Origin of the sequence: Rothia kristinae NBRC 15354 (assembly GCF_001570865.1) — a bacterium.
GTDB lineage: Bacteria > Actinomycetota > Actinomycetes > Actinomycetales > Micrococcaceae > Rothia > Rothia kristinae.
In genome coordinates, this window is the sequence record NZ_BCSM01000011.1 from 19344 (window position 1) to 37960 (window position 18617).

The window sequence follows — 18617 nt, forward strand, 5'->3', positions numbered from 1 at the left end:
CGACATCGGGCCCCGGCCCGGCGTCGGCGGGACGCGCTTCACATCCGGGTGAGGCTCTCCTAAGCTGATGGGGAGCCGGACGACGCCGACGGCCCCGCCGTCGCCCCTCCGGCCTGGAGCACACCCACCCGTCCCCGACCCGAGGAGACCGCACCGTGACCCCGACCAAGACCCCGTTGCGCCGCCTGCTGGCGGCCCTGATCTTCGCCCTGTGCGGCGTCTTCGCGCTCAGCGCCTGCGGCTCCGGCGACGGCAGCTCCGAGGACTCCTCGGATTCCGCCAGCGCCTCGGCCTCCTCCGGGGACTGGCCGCGCACCATCAAGGACGACAACGGCGATGAGGTGACCATCGACTCCCAGCCGAAGAGCATCGTCTCCACCTCCGTGACCCTGACCGGCTCCCTGCTGGCCGCGGACGCCCCGGTCAAGGCCACCGGCATCACCCAGGCCAACACCCCCGTCTCGGATGACAAGGGCTTCTTCACCCAGTGGGGCGACGTCGCCGAGCAGCACGGCGTCAAGGCGCTGAGCGGCATCACCACCAAGCCGGAGGAGGTCGCGGCGGAGAACCCGGACCTGATCATCGTGTCCAAGACCGGCCAGGACTCCGCGATGGAGCAGCTGGACCAGCTCAAGGAGATCGGCGCCCCGGTGTTCGTGGTGGACTACGCGGACAAGGACTGGCAGGACGTGACCGAGAAGCTCGGTGAGGTGACCGGCCACGAGCAGCAGGCCGAGGACGTCGTGAAGAAGTACGAGGACAAGCTCGCCGAGGTCAAGGACGCCATCGAGCTGCCCGAGCAGCCCACCACGGCCCTGAACTACAACCCCAGCCGCGACGACTCCGGCTCAAAGGCCAACATCTGGACCGACAAGTCCGCCCAGGGCCGGATGCTCAAGGAACTCGGCTTCGAGCTGACCACCGTGCCCGATGACGCCAAGTCCGGCAGCTCCCAGATGGGCGGCCAGCGCGAGGACATCGTGCCGGTGGACAGCGAGAACCTCTCCAAGGCCATCACCGGCAAGACCGCGGTGATCTTCAACGCCGACGAGAAGAAGGTCCAGGCCTTCGAGAAGGACCAGCTCGTCGCCGACACGGACGCCGTGAAGGACAGCCGCGTCTACGCGATGGGTCTGGACTCCTTCCGCCTGGACTACTACTCCGCGGGCAACGTCCTGGACGTCATCGAGAAGGAGTTCGGCAAGTAGCCGACGCCGCGGGATCCGCGAGCCCCCGCCGGGTGCGGACCTGCGCACCGCCTCGGGCCCCTCTCCCGGTGGGAGAGGGGCCCGAGCCCATATCCCCGAAGGCCGGCGCGGGCCAGGTGCCCGCGTTCGGCCGCCATCGCCTCGAACCACGGAGGAGAACCACCCCATGAGCCTCTCGCGCCGCTCACTCATCGCCTCCGGAGCCGCCGGCCTCGCGGGCCTGGCCTTGTCCGCCTGCGGGCGCACGGGCGGGCAGGCCGGGCCCAGCGCCGGATCCTCGGAGGGCCCCGAGTCCCCGTCCGCCTCCGCCTCCTCGGCCAGCCAGGCCCCCGGCGTCGCCCTGCAGGACATCAGCACGGTCCCGCACCTGTTCTTCCACTCCCTGGTGGCCGATCCCCAGCGGGCCCTCGACGGCGATGACCAGCAGGCCGGGTACCTGGACTACATGGTCACCATCCCGGAGTTCCGGAAGATCATCGCCGAGCTGCACCGACGCGACTTCCAGCTGGTGACCCCGCACCAGCTGCTGCGCGCCGAGGCCGACGGCCGGGTCACGACGCTGCACCCGGAGATCACCCGCGGGAAGAAGCCGCTGATCCTGTCCTTCGACGACCTCTCCTACTACGAGTACATGGACGGGGACGGGTTCGCGCAGAACGTCACGCTGCACGACGGGGAGCTGACCTGCACGTACACCGACGCCGCGGGGAAGACCACCACCGGGGAGTACGACTACGTGCCGATCCTGGAGCGCTTCGTGGCCGAGCACCCGGAGTTCTCCCACGCCGGGGCGAAGGGCACCGTGGCCCTGACCGGGTACAACGGGATCCTGGGCTACCGCACCTCCGAGATCTCCTACGGCCAGGAGAACCGGAACATCCGCCGGGACCAGGAGACGGCCCGGACGGTCGCCCAGGCCATGAAGGACCGCGGCTGGGAGTTCGCCAGCCACTCCTGGGGGCACCTGAACTTCACCCAGGAGGGCGTGGCCAACCTGGAGGCGGACACGCGGAAGTGGAAGGCGGAGGTGGAGCCGCTGGTGGGCCCCACGGACCTGCTGATCTACCCGTTCGGCGCGGACATCGCCGGGGTCGAGCCGTACACGGACGCCAACCCCAAGGTCCGGATGCTCACCCAGCAGGGCTTCCACGCCTTCTTCAACGTGGACGCCTCCCAGGTGGCCTGGTGGCAGATCCAGCCGACCACGATCCGCGCCAACCGCATCAACGTGGACGGGATCTCCCTGAAGGCCGCCATCGACGGGGACAACGACGTGCTGCAGCACTTCTTCGATCCGCGGGCGGTGCTGGACCCGGCCCGCCCGGCGTCCATCGCCGGCTCCTGAGCGCCGGCGCCGTCGCGGTGGTGTACCGCACGCGACCCCCGGGTAGACTGATCCCGCAAGCTCGCGGAGCGTGCGGCGGCCGCGCCCGGCCGACGCGCGTGAGACGGCACCTTCCGCTCCCCTTCCGCGCGCCCACACCGTCCGCCTCGCGTACAGGAGCCCCGATGCCCCGCATCATCGTCGACGTCATGCCCAAGCCCGAGATCCTGGACCCCCAGGGCAAGGCGATCGCCCGGGAGCTGCCCCAGATCGGCCTGGACGGCTTCACTGCCGTGCGCCAGGGCAAGCGCTTCGAGCTGAGCGTGGAGGGCGAGGTCACCGAGGCCCGCCTGGCCGAGGCCCGCAAGGCCGGTGAGGAGCTGCTGTCCAACCCGGTGATCGAGGACGTTGTGGCCGTGACCGTGGTGGAGGACTGAGCGCGATGACCGTGGAGACCCCCCTCGTCGCGGACCTGCACCAGGACGCCCCGGACGCCGCGCTGGCCGCGGTGCGCGTCGGCGTCGTCACCTTCCCCGGGACCCTGGACGAGCGCGACGCCGCCCGCGCCGTGCGCCTGGCCGGCGGCACCCCCGTGCCCCTGTGGTTCAAGGACTCGGACCTGCAGGGGGTGGACGCCGTGATCATCCCCGGCGGCTTCTCCTACGGGGACTACCTGCGCGCCGGGGCCATCGCCGCGAAGGCCCCCATGATGGCCTCCGTGGCCGACGCCGCCCGCTCCGAGCACGCCCTTCCGGTGCTGGGCATCTGCAACGGCTTCCAGGTGCTCACCGAGACGCACCTGCTGCCCGGCTCCATGATCAAGAACGACCACCTGAAGTTCATCTGCCGGGACCAGCGCCTGCGCGTGGAGACCACCGCGACCCCGTGGCTGGCGGAGCTTCAGCGCGGCGAGGAGATCGTGGTGCCGCTGAAGAACCAGGACGGGCAGTACGTGTGCGATACGAAGACCCTGGAGAAGCTGGAGGCCGAGGACCTGGTGGCCTTCCGCTACCTGGGCGGCAACCCCAACGGCTCCCGCAACGACATCGCGGGGGTGCGCAACGAGCGCGGCAACGTCGTCGGGCTCATGCCGCACCCGGAGCACGCCGTGGAGGGCGGCTTCGGCCCCTGCTCCTCCGGGCGCGAGGCCGTGGCCATGCGCTGGGGCACGGACGGGCTGCGGATCTTCTCCTCCCTCCTGCGCCAGCTCGTGAACGCCTGAGCCCCACCCACCACGACGACGTCGCCCACCCCCCTCTCCGAAGGAAGCTCCGCACCCCATGACCGAGCAGCAGTTCAACCTGGACACCGTCGAGCACGCCGCACAGACCCCCGATGAGGAGCTGCCCTGGGCGGAGCTGGGCCTGAAGGAGGACGAGTTCCGCCAGATCGTGCGGCTGCTGGGCCGGCGCCCCACCGCCGCGGAGCTGGCCATGTACTCCGTGATGTGGTCCGAGCACTGCTCCTACAAGTCCTCCAAGGTGCACCTGAAGCAGTTCGGGCAGAAGGTCACCGAGGAGATGAAGAGGGACCTAATGGTGGGCATCGGGGAGAACGCCGGGGTCACCGACATCGGCGGCGGCTGGGCCGTGACCTTCAAGATCGAATCCCACAACCACCCCTCCTACGTGGAGCCGTACCAGGGGGCCGCCACCGGGGTCGGCGGGATCGTGCGCGACATCATCTCGATGGGCGCCCGGCCCGTGGCGGTCATGGACCCGCTGCGCTTCGGGGACATCGACCACCCGGACACCGCGCGCGTGGTGCACGGGGTGGTGGCCGGCGTCGGCGGGTACGGCAACTCCCTGGGCCTGCCGAACATCGGCGGGGAGGTGGAGTTCGACCCCTGCTACCAGGACAACCCCCTGGTCAACGCCCTGGCCGTGGGCGTGATGCGCCACGAGGACATCCGCCTGGCCAACGCCTCCGGGGTGGGCAACCGGGTGATCCTGTTCGGCGCGCGCACCGGCGGGGACGGCATCGGCGGGGCCTCCGTGCTGGCCTCGGAGTCCTTCGACGACGCCAAGCCCTCCAAGCGCCCCGCCGTGCAGGTGGGAGACCCCTTCGCGGAGAAGGTGCTCATCGAGTGCTGCCTGGAGCTGTTCAAGGAGTCCGTGGTGGAGGGCATCCAGGATCTCGGTGCCGCCGGGATCTCCTGCGCCACGTCCGAGCTGGCCTCCAACGGCGAGGGCGGGATGCACGTGGATCTGACCAAGGTGCTGCTGCGCGACCCGACCCTGACCCCCGGGGAGATCCTCATGTCCGAGTCCCAGGAGCGGATGATGGCCGTGGTGACCCCGCAGAACCTGGGCCGCTTCGAGCAGATCATGGACAAGTGGGACGTGGAGTACTCCGTGCTCGGAGAGGTCAACGACTCCGGGCACCTGACCATCGAGTGGGGCGGGGAGATCATCGTGGACGTGGATCCGCGCACCGTCGCCCACGACGGCCCCACCTACGAGCGTCCCCTGGCCCGCCCGGACTGGCAGGACGCGGTGGTCGCAGATCGCTTCGCCGGCTCCGCCGCGGACGCGGACCGGCCCTCCGGGGCGGACCTGGGCCCGGCGATCGTCGAGCTGATGTCCTCCCCGAATCTGTGCTCCAAGGCCTGGGTGACCGACCAGTACGACCGCTACGTGCAGGGCAACACGGCCATGTCCCAGCCGGACGACGCCGGGGTGATCCGGGTGGATGAGCAGACCGGGCTGGGCGTGGCCCTGTCCACGGACGCGACCCCCCGCTACGCATACCTGGACCCCTACGAGGGGGCGAAGGCGGCCCTGGCCGAGGCCTACCGCAACGTGTCCACCGGCGGCGCCCGGCCCGTGGCGGTCTCCGACTGCCTGAACTTCGGCTCCCCGGAGGACCCGGCGATCATGTGGCAGTTCGCCGAGGCCGTGCGGGGTCTGGCCGACGGCTGCCTGGAGCTGGGCGTGCCGGTGACCGGCGGCAACGTCTCCCTGTACAACCAGACCGGCGGGCGGGCGATCAACCCGACCCCGGTGGTCGCGATGATGGGCGTCATGGACGACGTCGCCCGCCGCACCCCCTCCGGGTGGGAGGCGGACCAGGATGGGCAGGCGATCTACCTGCTGGGCACCACCGCCGAGGAGCTGGACGGCTCCGAGTGGGCCCGGCTGCGCGGGCACCTGGGCGGGGTGCCGCCGCGGGTGGACCTGGCCCGGGAGAAGCTGCTCGGGGACATCCTGGTGAACATGAGCCGGGACGGGATGATCGACTCCGCCCACGACGTCGCCGCCGGCGGGCTGGCCGCGACCCTGGCGGAGGCGTGCCTGCGCTTCGGCGTCGGGGCCCGGATCGGCCTGGGCGAGGTGGCCGAGCGGGACGGGGTGGATGAGTTCACCCTGCTGTTCTCCGAATCTCAGGGGCGGGTGGTGTGCGCGGTGCCGCGCACCGAGGAGGTGCGCTTCAAGGACATGTGCACCGCCCGGGACTACCCCTTCGCGCGCATCGGCGTGGTGGACGCACAAGCCGGGGCCCTGGATCTGCAGGGCATCGCCTCGGTGGACCTGGACGAGCTGCGCGCGGGATGGGCCGGCACCCTGCCCGCCCGCTTCGCCTGAGCCGCACCGGGAGGGATGCGATGGCCGCACGGGCATCGTCCTGGACCGCGCTGGGGACGGTGCTGCTGCTGGGCGCCGGTCTGCTCACCGGGTGCGCTCAGCGCGCCCCGGAGGTGACCGGGGCGATCCTCGACCACTACCGGGCGCAGGGCGTGCGGGAGCTGCTCGGGGAGCCGGTGGAGGATCAGCGCTGCGGGCTGCCCGGGGACGGCTGCGAGCAGGCCTTCCAGCGCGGGCGGATCTTCTGTTCCCCGTCCAGCGGCGCCGCGCACCTGGTCGCCGGGCCGCTGCTGGACTGGGACACCGGCCACGGCGGCCCCGAGGGCGACTACGGGTGGCCCGCGGAATCCCTCGAGGCCGGGGCCCGCCAGCTGCGCACCGGTCACGCCGCCGACGGCGCCTCCTGGCTGCTGGTGCGCCGGGAGGGCTCGGGCGAAACGCCGGGGCGGAGCGCCGCGAGCGCCGCCACGCAGGAGCAGGACGCGGAGGAGTCCGACGACGGCGTCGTACCGGTCCGGACCAGCGGGGCGATCGGCGCGTACTGGCTGGCTCACCGGGAGCAGCTGGGCGCCCCGAGCTCGCGCACCCCGGAGGGCGAGCGCTGCGACGAGGCGCCGACGCCGGTGTGCCGGCAGAGCTTCGACCGGGCGGACCTGCTGTGGGACGCCGCCCACGGGGCCCAGCCGCTGCGCGGGGCGTTCCGCGGGCGCTACGAGGAGGCGATGGGCGCGGCCGAGGCCCCGGAGCGCACGCTGCCGGGCGGCGTCGTGCTGCAGAGCTTCCTGGCCACGGACGGCACCCGGACCGTGCTGCGCTGAGGTGCCCGCGACGGCGTCGCCGTCGGCGCGCTGCACGGACGGGTGCAGGCCGATGAGCAGGGGTACCTCAGCGTGCTGCCGGAGCGGGGCCGGGAGGATCCCGCGCGGGCCCTGGACGCGGTGGCCGCCGTGCACGGGCTGGGCGAGGCCCGCGGGCCGGTGCAGCACGGGCCCGCCGGGGTGGTCTCCCGGGAGCACGCGGGTGGGGTCGCCGTGCTGAGCCCCGAGGGCACGGCCGTGGTGATGTCCGCGCCGGTGCTGCGGCAGTGGCTGCGCGGGCCCGCGCTGGTCGGGGCCCCGGTGGCCTCGGCCCGCGGGGAGGACGGCCGGATCCGCACCCGCTTCACCGCGATGACGCTGGCCCACCACCCGGAGCGGACGGGGCTGGTGATGGCCGAGGATCAGGCCCTGGGAGCCGGGGACGCCCTGGTGCTCGGGGATTCCCAGCTGCTGGACGGGGACCACGACGGCTCATGGGTGTCCCGCTCGATCCGCGCCCTGGGGTGGACCCCGCACTACCGGGCCCGCGGCGGGATCGGCGTGGTGGCGGACGGCTCGAAAGACCACTACGGCTCGTACCTGGACGGGGTGGCCGGCGGCCGGTGGGTGCTGCCCGCGGGGGACCCGGGGTTGGTGTACGTGCAGGGCTCCGGCAACGACGTCGGGGTGGCCCCGGAGCGGCTGCGGGAGGGGACCGCTCGGCTGCTGCGCACGCTGAAGGAGGCGTATCCGCAGTCGCGGATCGTGCTCAGCGGGGTGATCTCCAAGAAGGGCGCGACGGCGCGGGACCGGGTGGCCGATGCCCTGGAGCAGGTGGCCCGGGCGGAGGGCGTGGAGTTCGTGCCCCTGCGCGGGAAGATCACCGAGTGGCACGCGGAGGGGGACCTGGTGGACGGGAAGCACTTCTCCGCCCCCACCGGCCACGAGAAGATGGCCGCCGCCTACACCCCGCACCTGCGCGAGCGCCTGGCCCGCTGATCCTGGCCCGGCCTGCCGGATCGCGTTCGGGACCGGTTTGTCGATTCGGGACGGGATATTCCGGTCCCGAAGCGACGAACCCGTCCCGAAACGTCGTCGGGGGCGCGCCCGGCCCCGGCCCGGGTCAGGCGGCGGGGGCGGTGGAGGCGGTCACGGCGATGAACAGGGCCAGGGAGAGCAGCATCCCCACGGGCCCGGCCACCCCGGCGGCCCACACCCAGGCGCGCCGGTAGCCGCGGGCCAGGCCGATAGCCAGCAGCAGGAAGCCGATGAGCACCAGCGCCGCCCAGAGCACCTGGGAGGCCAGGGCGATCAGGGGCAGGGCGTACTCGCTGTACTGCCCGGCCTCGAAGGCCTCCTTCATGGCCGTGTAGGAGGATTCCAGCTGCACCCGCACCAGCACCACCGCCCCCAGCAGGGAGGCGAACACGGAGAAGATCACCCCGATCAGGCTCAGCGTCGCCCCGACGACGGCGGTGCGCCGCCCGCGCACGGGACGCTCCAGCGGCGCGCCCTCCGGGACGTATTCGGTGCCGGGGATCTCCGGCGCGGCGGGGCGGCGGGCAGAGCGTCGGCTGGTGCGGCGGGCCATGCGATCTCCTCCTCGGGAAGCGAGTGGGCTCCTGGTGCGTGCGGGGGCGCCTCCCAGGATCTCACGAGCCCCCGCCCGACGCCGCGCACCGCGCACCACCGGCGGCCCGGGGACCACCCCGGGGACGGCGTCGGCTCCGGTCCGGGCGGGGTGCTCGCGGATAGACTGGGCGGCGCAGCACCCCCACCCCAGCCGAGGAGAGCGATGAGCGTCCGGACCCACCAGGCACCCGCCCTCCCCCGGGCCGACGACGCCGAGCTGGTCCGCACCGGACTCACCGCCGAGCAGGTGGCCGCCCGCCGCGAGCGCGGCCTGACCAACACCCAGCCCACCACCACCTCCCGCAGCGTGTGGGCGATCATCCGCACCCACCTGCTCACCCTGTTCAACCTGATCCTCGGGCTGTGCGCGGCCGTCATCATCGCGCTGGGCCGGTGGCTGGACCTGCTGTTCTCCCTAGCGGCGCTGAGCAACATCGTCATCGGCTTCATCCAGGAGTTCTCCGCCAAGCGCAAGCTGGACCGGATCGCCCTGCTGCGTCGGGACCCGGCGCGGGTGGTGCGCGGCGGCGAGGTCGTCGAGGTGGCGCTGGAGGAGCTGGTGCTGGACGACGTCCTGGTGCTCACCCGGGGGGATCAGGTCCCGGCCGACGGCGAGGTTCTCACCGCGGACGGGCTGGACCTGGACGAGTCCCTGCTGACCGGGGAGAACGACCCGGTGACCAAGAGCCCCGGGGACACAGTGCTGTCCGGCTCCTCGGTGACCGGCGGGTCCGGGCGGGTGCGCCTGAGCGCCGTCGGCTCCCGCTCCCACGCCGCCTCCCTGGCGGCCGAGGCGCGCACCTTCCGACCGATCTTCTCCGAGCTGCGCGCCGGGATGCAGCAGGTGGTGCGGTGGCTGAGCTGGGCGCTGGTGCCGATCGTGGCGGTGGTGCTCAACGGGCAGATGCAGGCCGTGGGCGGGTGGCACGCGGCGTTCGCCACCGGGGCGTGGCGCGATGCCCTGGTGGTCGCGGTGTCCTCGGTGGCGTCGATGGTCCCGCAGGGGCTGGCGCTGATGACCACGATCGCCTTCGCGGTGGCCGCGGTGAAGCTGGCCCAGGACGAGGTGCTGATCCAGGAGCAGCCGGCCGTGGAGGTGCTGGCGCGGGTGGACACGGTGTGCTTCGACAAGACGGGCACCCTCACGGAGGGCGGGGTCTCCTTCGACGCCGTGCACCCCCTGGACCCCGCCGATGCGGGGAAGACCGAGACTCCCGCAGGCGCCGCGGCGGCCCTGGCGTGGTTCGGCGCGGACCCGCACGCCAACCCCACGGCGGCGGCCCTGGCCGAGGGCTTCCCGGAGGCGCCCGCGGAGGATCCGGAAGGTGTGCTGCCGTTCTCCTCCGCGCACCGCTTCTCCGGGGTGCAGCTGCCCGGGGCGGGGGCGTGGCTGCTGGGCGCCCCGGAGGCCCTGCTGGCCCCGTCGGCCCTGGCCGATCCGGACCGCTATGACGCCGCCCGAGCCCGGGCGCGGGAGCTTGCGGCGTCGGGGCTGCGCACCCTGGTGCTCTCCCGGGCGCAGGCCCTGGCCCGGGGGCGGGACGGGAAGCCCGGCCAGGAGCTGCCCGGTGACCAGGAGCCGGTGCTGCTGGTGACCTTCCGGGAGCAGGTGCGCACCGACGCCCGGGAGACCCTGGAGTTCTTCACCCAGCAGGGCATCGCCGCGAAGGTGATCTCCGGGGACAACCCGGCGACGGTCGCGGCGGCGGCCCGCCAGGCCGGGGTGGACCTGCAGGGGGAGGCCGTGGATGCCTCCGCCCTGCCGGAGGAGGGCCCGCAGCTGGCGGAGGCGGTGCGCGAGCACGCCGTGTTCGGGCGGGTCTCTCCCGCACAGAAGCGGAACATGGTGCGAGCCCTGCAGGAGGACGGGCACGTCGTCGCCATGACCGGGGACGGGATCAACGACGCCCTGGCCCTGAAGTACGCGGACCTGGGGATCGCGATGGGCAACGCCGCGCCGGCCACCAAGGCGGTGTCCCGGCTGGTGCTGCTGGACGGGCAGTTCTCCCGGCTGCCGGCGGTGCTGGCGGAGGGGCGGAAGATCATCGCGAACATCGAGCGGGTCACGCACCTGTTCCTGTCCAAGACGGCGTTCGCGGTGCTGATGGGGGTCACGCTGGGGCTGCTGGCGTGGACCTTCCCGTTCCTGCCGCGCCAGTACTCCACGGCGGATCTGCTGATGCTGGGCGGGCCCACCTTCGTGCTGACCATGCTGCCCAACAACCAGCGGTACGTGCAGGGGTTCCTGCGCCGGGCCCTGCACTTCGCGCTGCCGAACGCGGTGATCGTGACGGCGGCGGTGGTGGCGGTCAACGGGTACACCCTGTTCGCCGATCCCACCCCGGTGGGCACGCGCGCGGTGCAGACGGCGAGCTTCCTGGTGCTGGTGCTGGTGGGCCTGTGGATCCTGTGCGTGGGCTCCCGACCCCTGACCCTGGCGCGGGCGGGGCTGCTGGCGGCGATGTACGCGGGTCTGGTCCTGGTGCTCACGGTCCCGATCTCCCGGTGGTACCACGAGTTCCAGATCCCGGATGCGGACCTGCTGGCGGTGGCCCTGGGCGTGGGTGCGCTCGGGTGCGCGCTGGTGGAGGCGAACTTCCGGTGGCACCGGCGGTGGCTGCGCCGCACCCAGCCGCAGGCCGTCGACGCCGCCGCGGCCGCAGGCCAGCTGTAGCCCCTCCCCGCGGGCCCCGGCGGCAGATGGTTTCGCGAGCAGCCATGGGCCGGGCGGTGAACGGGGTGCGGAAACAGTCCGGCACGGGGCCTGCCGAGCGTCTATACTGGGGGCCGAGCGGCGGCCCCCTGAGGCCGTCGGATCCTCAGGATTGTTACTGACGATCAGGCAAGACCTGGGTCTCCCAACCGCATGAGCAGCGCCTGCGTGCGCCACAAGGACCGTGGCTCGCGCGCGCCGTCGTGCCCCCGGGAGGCTCAGGTCTTTCGTGTATCTGCCCCGGGAAGCGCCCGGGCACTCGCACCAAGGAGCGACACATGGATCACCAGAAGACGGCGCAGTCCGTCCTTGACGGGCTGGGTGGGCCCGAGAACATCAACTACTTCACCCACTGCGCCACGCGCCTGCGCGTGACGCTCAACGACAAGTCCAAGGTGGACAAGCCCGCCATCGAGAAGACCGACGGCGTGCTCTCCGTGATCGAGCAGTCCGGGCAGACCCAGGTGGTCATCGGCAACGAGGTCGCGGATGTCTACGACGCCATGGCCAAGATGCCCGGGATGGAGAAGGAAGGCGGCTCCGCGCAGAAGCCGGCCGCCGGCGAGGGCGCCGGGGACGAGAAGAAGGCCGGGATCATCACCCGGATGTTCGACGTCCTCTCGGACTCCTTCCGCCCCGTCCTGTGGGCCCTGCTGGGCTCCTCCATGATCCTCACGCTGATCGTGCTGCTGCAGACCCTCGGCGTGTTCGGGCACTACACCAACTTCCAGGGCGAGTCCGTGACCGTGGACCTGGTCAACGGGCCCAAGCTCGGCGACGACGCCCTCAACGCGGACATGCTCAACCAGTGGCGTGCCCAGTTCCCGTTCTGGTTCATCATCCTGGGTGCGGCCCTGTCCGTGCTGAACTTCATGCCCATCATGGTGGGTGCGACGGCGGCCAAGCGGCTCGGCGCCAACATGTGGGTGGGTGCCGCGATCCCCGCGGCCCTGATGACCGACGCCTTCAAGGGCCTGTCCGACATGGCCGGGGGCGCTGACCACATCACCCTGTTCCACATCGGCGGCTTGGACGTGCCGCTGTACCTGTTCAACTACACCGGGCAGATCTTCCCGCCCCTGTTCGCGGTGGCGCTGCTGGCCCCGCTGGAGCGGCTGCTGAAGAAGGTCATCCCGAACATGCTGCACATGGTCTTCGTGCCCATGATCTCCCTGCTGATCATGGTCCCGCTGACCGCGCTGATCATCGGGCCCATCGGCGTGAAGCTGGGTCTGGGCATCTCCGACGTGTTCCAGTGGCTCAACGACATCAACCCCGCCATCGTGGGTGTGGTGGTCGCCGGGTCCTACCTGTTCATGGTGCCCCTGGGCCTGCACTGGCCGCTGAACGCCGTGATGATCTCCAACCTGTCCACCCTGGGCTACGACTTCATCCAGTCCCCGATGGCCGCATACAACTTCGCGGTGTTCGGCGTGGTCACCGGTGTGGCCATCCGCGCCAAGCGGGACAAGGAGCTGCGTCAGACGGCCACGGGTGCGGCGGTCTCCGGTCTGCTGGGCGGCATCTCCGAGCCGTCCCTGTACGGCGTGGTGCTGCGGTACAAGCGCGTGTTCCCGCTGATCCTGGTGCCCGCGATGATCGCCGGCGGTCTGATCTCCTGGATGGGCGTGCGCTCCTACGCCTTCGCGTTCACCTCCCTGCTGTCCATCCCCGCGATGCAGCCGATCCCGCTGTTCTGCATCGGCCTGGCCATCGCCTTCTTCGGCGGTATGGCCGGGGTGCTGATCTTCGGCTTCCGCTCCAAGGATCAGCGCGAGGCGGATCTGGCCAAGCAGAACCTGGCCGCGGATGAGGTACCCACCGAATCCAACGCCCCGGATCTGGTGGCCGCCCCGGCCGGCGCCGTGGCCGCGGCCGCCGGCGGCACCGCGGTGGGTGCCGCGGGCACGGCCGGCGCCGGGACGGGCGAGGGCGTGTCCTCCACCCGCGACGACGCCGGCTCCGCCAGCGCCGAGCCCGCGAAGCCCGCCGCCCCGGCGAAGCCGAAGCCGACCTACGAGCCCGGCACCGAGCTGAGCGTCGGCTCCCCGCTGGAGGGCAAAGCCGTGGCCCTGTCCGAGGTCCCGGACCCGATCTTCTCCGCGGGGAAGCTGGGTCAGGGCGTGGCCATCGAGCCGACCGGCAACACCGTCTACGCCCCGGCCGACGCCAAGGTCATCGCGACCCCGGGGTCCGGGCACGCGATGGGTCTGCGGCTGGACAACGGCGTGGAGCTGCTGGTCCACGTCGGCATCGACACCGTGAACCTGGGCGGGGAGGGCTTCGAGGTCCTCGTGTCCAAGGGCGATGAGGTCACCGCCGGGCAGGAGCTGTACCGCTTCGACCGGCAGGTCATCAAGGACGCCGGGTACCCGCTGATCACCCCGGTGCTGGTGACCAACACCCCCAAGTACGCCAGCGTGGAGGGTCGCCCGGCCGACGCCGTGACCCCCGGGGACGCGGTCATCACGGTGACCACCAAGTAGTCCCACCCGGCGCACAGCACGACGGCGCCCGCCTCCTCTCGGATCCCCAGCGGGTCCGGGAGGGGGCGGGCGCCGTCTCGCGTCTGGGGGCTGCCGGGGCCGTTCAGGCCCGCAGGTGCCGCTGCAGGGTGCGACGCTGCTCCGGGCTCAGACGCACCAGCCCGCCGTCGGGCCGGACGAAGGCCAGCACGGTGCTCGCCGCACAGCACGCGGTCCCGGTCGCGGCATCGCACACCCGGTAGCCCACGGTGAGGCTGGCCGGGGTGACCCGCTGGACCCACACCTCCACCCGGGCCGGATCGCCTCGGTAGGGCAGGGGCGAGCGGTACTTCACGGTGTGCTCGGCCACCAGCGCCTGGGTGCCCGCGGGCAGGTCCGCGAACACGGGGATGGGCACCTCCTGGCGACGCTGCTCCGGGACCTCGCCCGCGCTGGGCGGGGCGCCGAAGGCCAGCGCGCGGGCCTCCTCCAGGATCCGCACGATCTGCACGTTGTTCACATGCCCGTACGCGTCCATGTCCCCCCAGCGCAGGGGGACCTCCAGGATCACGGGCTCGGGATCGACTGCTGCACTCATGCCACCCACTCTAGGAGCGCGCTCCGCCCGCGCGCTCCCGCGAACCGGCCCCTGAGTCAGCAGGCCGGGGGCCCGGCCCGCCCGCGCCGGACCGCGCCGCGCCTCAGCGGCGACGCTGCGGAGGGGCGACCGTCGGCACGGCGCCGGTGGCGTCGTGAGCCTCCTGGAAGGCGGACTCATCCAGCTGGGCGTGGTGGCGCACGGCGGCGAAGAACACCACCACGAGCACCGCGAAGAACGCCACGGCCACCAGGCCGGGCACGACCATCGTCGCGCTGGAGAACACGGCGACGAACACCGCGACCAGCCCGAGGATGCCCACACCGGCCATCGCGGACCCTCCGAGCAGGCGGAACTGGTCCGCGGCCCCGTCCCGGCGCCGGTAGGAGATGTAGGAGACCAGGATCAGGCCCCACACCACGAGCACCAGGGTGGTGATCATGGACATCATGATCTGGAAGACGGACTCGGTGAACAGCGCCAGCACCACCACCAGCAGGATGCCCAGGCTGGACACGGCCAGGGCCCCGGCGGGGATGCCGCGCGACGTCGTCGCCCGCAGCCGGCGCGGGGCCATGCCCTCGTAGGACAGGGAGTGCATCAGGCGGGTGCCGGCGTACACGTTCGCGTTCGCCGCGGACAGCGCCGCGACCAGCACGATGAAGTTGATGACGGCCGCGGCCGCCGGGATCCCGACGTCGGAGAACACCCGCACGAACGGGCTGGAGCTGAGCCCCTCCTCCTGGGTGAGGGTCTCCGAGGACATCAGGCACATCACCACGAACAGGGACAGCACGTAGAAGGTGGACAGCCGCCACACGGTGGCCTTGGCGGCCGAGCGCACCGAGCGCACCGGGTCCTTGGCCTCGGCCGCGGAGATGGACACCAGCTCGATCCCGCCGAAGGAGAACATGACCACGGCCATCGCCAGCCAGATCGACGCCGGCCCGTTGGGCAGGAATCCCCCGCCCTCGGTGAGCCGGTGCAGGCCCTCCGCGGGGTGGCTGGGCAGCCCGAAGAACACGATGATCAGGCCGATGATGATGAACGCGATGACCGCGAGCACCTTGATCCCGGAGAGGATGAACTCCACGGAGCCGAAGGACTTCACGCTGAAGGCGTTCAGCCCCAGCACGATCGCCCCGAACACGACGATGCCGACCCACAGCGGCAGCTCCGGCCACCAGAACTTCAGGTACGTGGCCACCGCGACCAGCTCCGCCCCGGCCACCAGCACGGTGGTGGCCCAGTAGGACCAGCGGGAGATGAACCCGCCGAAGGGCCCGAGGTAGCGGGCGGCCATGGAGCCGAAGCCGCCGCGCACGGGGAAGCGCACGGCCATCTCCCCGGCGGCGCTGGCGATGATCGCGGCGATCAGGGAGCCGATGGCGTAGGAGACGATCACGGCCGGGCCGGCGATGGCGATGGCCGCCCCGGAGCCGAGGAACAGGCCGGTGCCCAGGGCGGAGCCGAGGGCGATCATGGTCATCTGCTCGTGGGAGAGGGAGCGGGTCAGCCCGCCCTGACCGGGGGCAGGCTCCGCGGGGGTGGGCGCGGCGGCGCCGGGATTCTCGGGTGCGTGGGACACGGCGGAAGTGCCTTTCGGGTGCGAACCGGATGATCCGACCAGCATATCCGCCCGGCGCGGGCGAGGTCGGGCGGCGGCGGGCGGCATCGCGCGCCCCGGACCGGGCGCGGATGTGGTGGACTGGACCCCATGGACGTCACGCCCTCCTCCCCCGACCCCGGGCACGACGCCGTCGGGCCTGGCGGCCCCCAGCCCGGCGGCACGGCCGCGCCCGGCTGGGTCCGCACCAGCGGGCACACGGCCTGCCTGCGCGCGCCCAATCCGGGGCCGATGACCCTGGAGGGCACCAACACGTACGTGGTCGGGGATCTTCCGCGGGACTGGCCGGGAGACGGCTCCCGGCCGGGCGTCATCGTGGTGGACCCGGGCGCGGAGGACCCGGAGCACCTGCGCCGCCTGACCGAGCGGACGCGGGTGGAGCTGATCCTGCTGACCCACCGGCACGCGGATCACGCCGCGGGCGCCCCCGCCCTGCACGCGATGACCGGTGCCCCGGTGCGCGCGGCGGAGCCCTCCCTGTGCCGCAAGGGCCCGCCCCTGGAGGACGGGGAGGTGGTCGGCGCGGCGGAGCAGGAGCTGCTGGTGCTGGGCACGCCGGGGCACACGGCGGATTCGGTGTGCCTGCGCCTGGATGCCGATTCGGTGATGTTCACCGGGGATACGGTGCTGGGCCGCGGCTCGACCATGCTGGACTACCCGGACGGCGCCCTGGAGCCGTACATCGACTCCCTGCGGGATCTGCTGGAGCAGCGCGAGCACACGGTGCTGCCCGGACACGGGGCGCCGGGCGGGGACCTGCACGCCCGGTGCGAGGCGCTGCTGGAGCACCGGCTGGACCGGTTCGAGGCGCTGCAGGAGCTGCTGCGGGAGACCGACGACGACATCGGGCCCTCCGCCTCCGCGCTGGCTCGGCGGATCTACCCGGGGGTTCCCGACGCTGCCCGGGCGGCGGCCGTCAAGACCCTCAAGGCCCAGCTGGCCCACCTGGTGGAGCTGGGCGCGATCGCCGGGTTCAGCGAGTAGCGGGCCCCGCCGCGGCGTCGTCCTCCACGCGCGGGTAGGTGGGCTCGTGGCGCTTGAACCAGGCGATGGTCGGGTAGGTGATGGGCAGGATGATGACCTCCACCGCGCACTTGTACACGTAGCCCACGAGCACGTAGTTGAGGAAGTCCGCGGGCTCGGTGATCCCCAGGATGGGGGCGGCCACGGTGCAGAAGATCAGGGTGTCCGCCAGCTCCCCCACCAGGGTGGAGCCGATCAGGCGCACCCACATCCACCGCTCGCCGGTGGCCCGCTTGATCAGGGCCATCACCCAGGCGTTGAGCAGCTGTCCCACCAGGAACCCGGCCAGGGAGCCGGCGAGGATCCTCGGGACCGGGCCCAGCACGGATTCGAAGGCCGCCTGGTTCTCGTAGAAGTCCGCGGCGGGCAGGATGATGACGATCCAGAAGCACAGGCTCGCGAACGCCCCGGCGAGGAAGCTGGTGATGATCGCCCGTCGAGCGGAGCGGAAGCCGTACACCTCGGTGACCACATCGCCCAGCACGTAGGCCAGGGGGAAGAGGAAGAAGCCGCCGTCGGTGATGATGGGGCCGAAGGCCACACCCTTGGTGGCCCCGATGTTGGACAGGATCAGCAGCACGCAGTACAGCGCGAGCAGCAGGTCGAAGTAGGTGCGCGGCCGTCGGGCGTAGCGCGGGGCGGGGGCGGAGTGCGGCACGGGAGGCTCCTGAGTGCGAGGAGGGGACGACGATGACGCGGCCCGCCTGCCACCCGGGCCGCACAGCATCCTACCCACCCCTGCCCCATCCTCACCCCTCCCCTGCCTCCGCAAAACGGGAGATGCGGTGGGGGTGCGGCGGGTGGGGTGACCCGTGCCATCATGGGGTGCATGACTACCTCGCAGACCCCCATCGCCATGACCATCGCGGGTTCGGAAGCCACCGGCGGCGCCGGTGCGCAGGCGGACCTGAAGACCTTCCAGGCCCTCGGGGTCTACGGGTGCCTGGCCCTGACCTGCATCGTCTCCTTCGACCCGAAGAACGGCTGGGCCCACCGGCTGACCCCCGTGGACCAGCAGACTCTTCAGGATCAGCTGGAGGTCAACACCACCGTCTACGACCTCGACGCCGTGAAGATCGGGATGCTCGGCTCCCCGGACACCATCGCCACCGTCGCCGAGGTGCTCACCGAGCAGAAGCCGCGCCGGATCGTGCTGGATCCGGTGCTGATCTGCAAGGGACAGGAGCCCGGCGCCGCCCTGGACACCGACGAGGCGCTGAAGGCGAAGATCCTGCCGCTGGCGGACTTCGTGACCCCCAACCACTTCGAGTCCCTGTCCCTGTCCGGGCTCGAGGCGATCGACACCGTCGAGGACCTGGAGAAGGCCGCGCGGATCATCCACGAGCGCTCCGGGGCGGCCGTGCTCGCCAAGGGCGGGGTGCGCCTGGACGGGGACGACGCCGTGGACGTGTTCTACGACGGGCAGACCACCGAGGTGCTCTCCGCTCCGAAGATCGGCGAGGTCCAGGTGGCCGGTGCCGGCTGCTCCCTGGCGGCCGCGGTGACCGCGGAGCTCGCGCAGGGCCGCACCCCGCTGGAGGCGGCGCGGGCCGCGAAGGACTTCGTGACCCGCGGCATCGAGGCCCGGATCTCCTCCCACGCCCCGTTCGACTCGCTGCGCCAGATCAACCGGCTCGCCTGAGCGG

The 18617-nt window shown here is 72.1% G+C and carries 15 protein-coding genes; 11 read left to right on the plus strand and 4 right to left on the minus strand.

The features are described from left to right. Positions 1 to 155: 155 nt before the first annotated feature. The 7 genes from fepB (at position 156) to KKR01S_RS07575 (ending at position 7912) form a co-directional block, all read left to right on the plus strand. Positions 156 to 1208, plus strand: a complete 1053-nt coding sequence (fepB, locus tag KKR01S_RS07545; RefSeq protein WP_061225682.1) for a Fe2+-enterobactin ABC transporter substrate-binding protein — start codon at positions 156 to 158, stop codon at positions 1206 to 1208. A gap of 166 nt (positions 1209 to 1374) precedes the next feature. Next, complete coding sequence (locus KKR01S_RS07550; protein WP_061225683.1) at positions 1375 to 2553, plus strand: polysaccharide deacetylase family protein; 1179 nt, start codon at positions 1375 to 1377, stop codon at positions 2551 to 2553. A gap of 164 nt (positions 2554 to 2717) precedes the next feature. Further along, positions 2718 to 2969, plus strand: a complete 252-nt coding sequence (gene purS / locus KKR01S_RS07555; protein WP_061225684.1) for a phosphoribosylformylglycinamidine synthase subunit PurS — start codon at positions 2718 to 2720, stop codon at positions 2967 to 2969. Between the two features lie 5 nt (positions 2970 to 2974). Next, positions 2975 to 3754: a phosphoribosylformylglycinamidine synthase subunit PurQ gene (gene purQ, locus KKR01S_RS07560; protein ID WP_061225685.1), complete on the plus strand. Its 780-nt coding sequence runs from the start codon at positions 2975 to 2977 to the stop codon at positions 3752 to 3754. A gap of 58 nt (positions 3755 to 3812) precedes the next feature. Beyond that, entirely contained in the window at positions 3813 to 6116 is a 2304-nt protein-coding gene (gene purL / locus KKR01S_RS07565; protein WP_061225686.1) for a phosphoribosylformylglycinamidine synthase subunit PurL, read from the plus strand. A 20-nt stretch (positions 6117 to 6136) separates the two neighbouring features. Next, positions 6137 to 6934, plus strand: coding sequence for an LGFP repeat-containing protein (locus KKR01S_RS07570; RefSeq protein WP_061225687.1), 798 nt, complete (start codon positions 6137 to 6139; stop codon positions 6932 to 6934). Positions 6935 to 6976: 42 nt separating this feature from the next. Next, positions 6977 to 7912 (plus strand): SGNH/GDSL hydrolase family protein, encoded by a 936-nt coding sequence (locus tag KKR01S_RS07575; protein ID WP_061225688.1) that lies wholly within the window; start codon positions 6977 to 6979, stop codon positions 7910 to 7912. Positions 7913 to 8036: 124 nt separating this feature from the next. On the opposite strand, the gene KKR01S_RS10690 is transcribed toward KKR01S_RS07575, so the two are convergent. Then, a complete protein-coding gene (locus KKR01S_RS10690; RefSeq protein WP_061225689.1) occupies positions 8037 to 8504 on the minus strand; it encodes a hypothetical protein in 468 nt (155 codons plus the stop codon). 204 nt (positions 8505 to 8708) lie between these two features. On the opposite strand from KKR01S_RS10690, the gene KKR01S_RS07585 reads away from it, so the two are divergent. Then, on the plus strand, positions 8709 to 11219 hold the full coding sequence (locus tag KKR01S_RS07585; RefSeq protein WP_061225690.1) for an HAD-IC family P-type ATPase: 2511 nt from the start codon (positions 8709 to 8711) through the stop codon (positions 11217 to 11219). 317 nt (positions 11220 to 11536) lie between these two features. After that, on the plus strand, positions 11537 to 13744 hold the full coding sequence (locus tag KKR01S_RS07590) for a glucose PTS transporter subunit IIA (RefSeq protein WP_058731020.1): 2208 nt from the start codon (positions 11537 to 11539) through the stop codon (positions 13742 to 13744). Between the two features lie 103 nt (positions 13745 to 13847). Here KKR01S_RS07590 and KKR01S_RS07595 read toward each other — a convergent pair whose 3' ends face one another. Both KKR01S_RS07595 and KKR01S_RS07600 read right to left on the minus strand, forming a co-directional pair. Next, complete coding sequence (locus KKR01S_RS07595) at positions 13848 to 14321, minus strand: acyl-CoA thioesterase (protein WP_058731019.1); 474 nt, start codon at positions 14319 to 14321, stop codon at positions 13848 to 13850. 103 nt (positions 14322 to 14424) lie between these two features. Next, on the minus strand, positions 14425 to 15909 hold the full coding sequence (locus KKR01S_RS07600) for an amino acid permease (protein WP_232238499.1): 1485 nt from the start codon (positions 15907 to 15909) through the stop codon (positions 14425 to 14427). Between the two features lie 129 nt (positions 15910 to 16038). Here KKR01S_RS07600 and KKR01S_RS07605 point away from each other — a divergent pair, with 129 nt between their 5' ends. After that, on the plus strand, positions 16039 to 16932 hold the full coding sequence (locus KKR01S_RS07605) for an MBL fold metallo-hydrolase (RefSeq protein WP_061225691.1): 894 nt from the start codon (positions 16039 to 16041) through the stop codon (positions 16930 to 16932). Here the strand turns inward: KKR01S_RS07605 and KKR01S_RS07610 are convergent. Further along, positions 16922 to 17698 carry a queuosine precursor transporter gene (locus KKR01S_RS07610; protein WP_081047775.1) on the minus strand — a complete coding sequence of 259 codons (777 nt, stop codon included), beginning with the start codon at positions 17696 to 17698 and terminating at the stop codon, positions 16922 to 16924. The two genes, KKR01S_RS07605 and KKR01S_RS07610, sit on opposite strands and share 11 nt — an antisense overlap. A gap of 102 nt (positions 17699 to 17800) precedes the next feature. Between KKR01S_RS07610 and KKR01S_RS07615 the strand changes: the two genes are divergently transcribed. Continuing rightward, complete coding sequence (locus tag KKR01S_RS07615) at positions 17801 to 18613, plus strand: hydroxymethylpyrimidine/phosphomethylpyrimidine kinase (RefSeq protein ID WP_224799592.1); 813 nt, start codon at positions 17801 to 17803, stop codon at positions 18611 to 18613. Positions 18614 to 18617 lie beyond the last annotated feature (4 nt).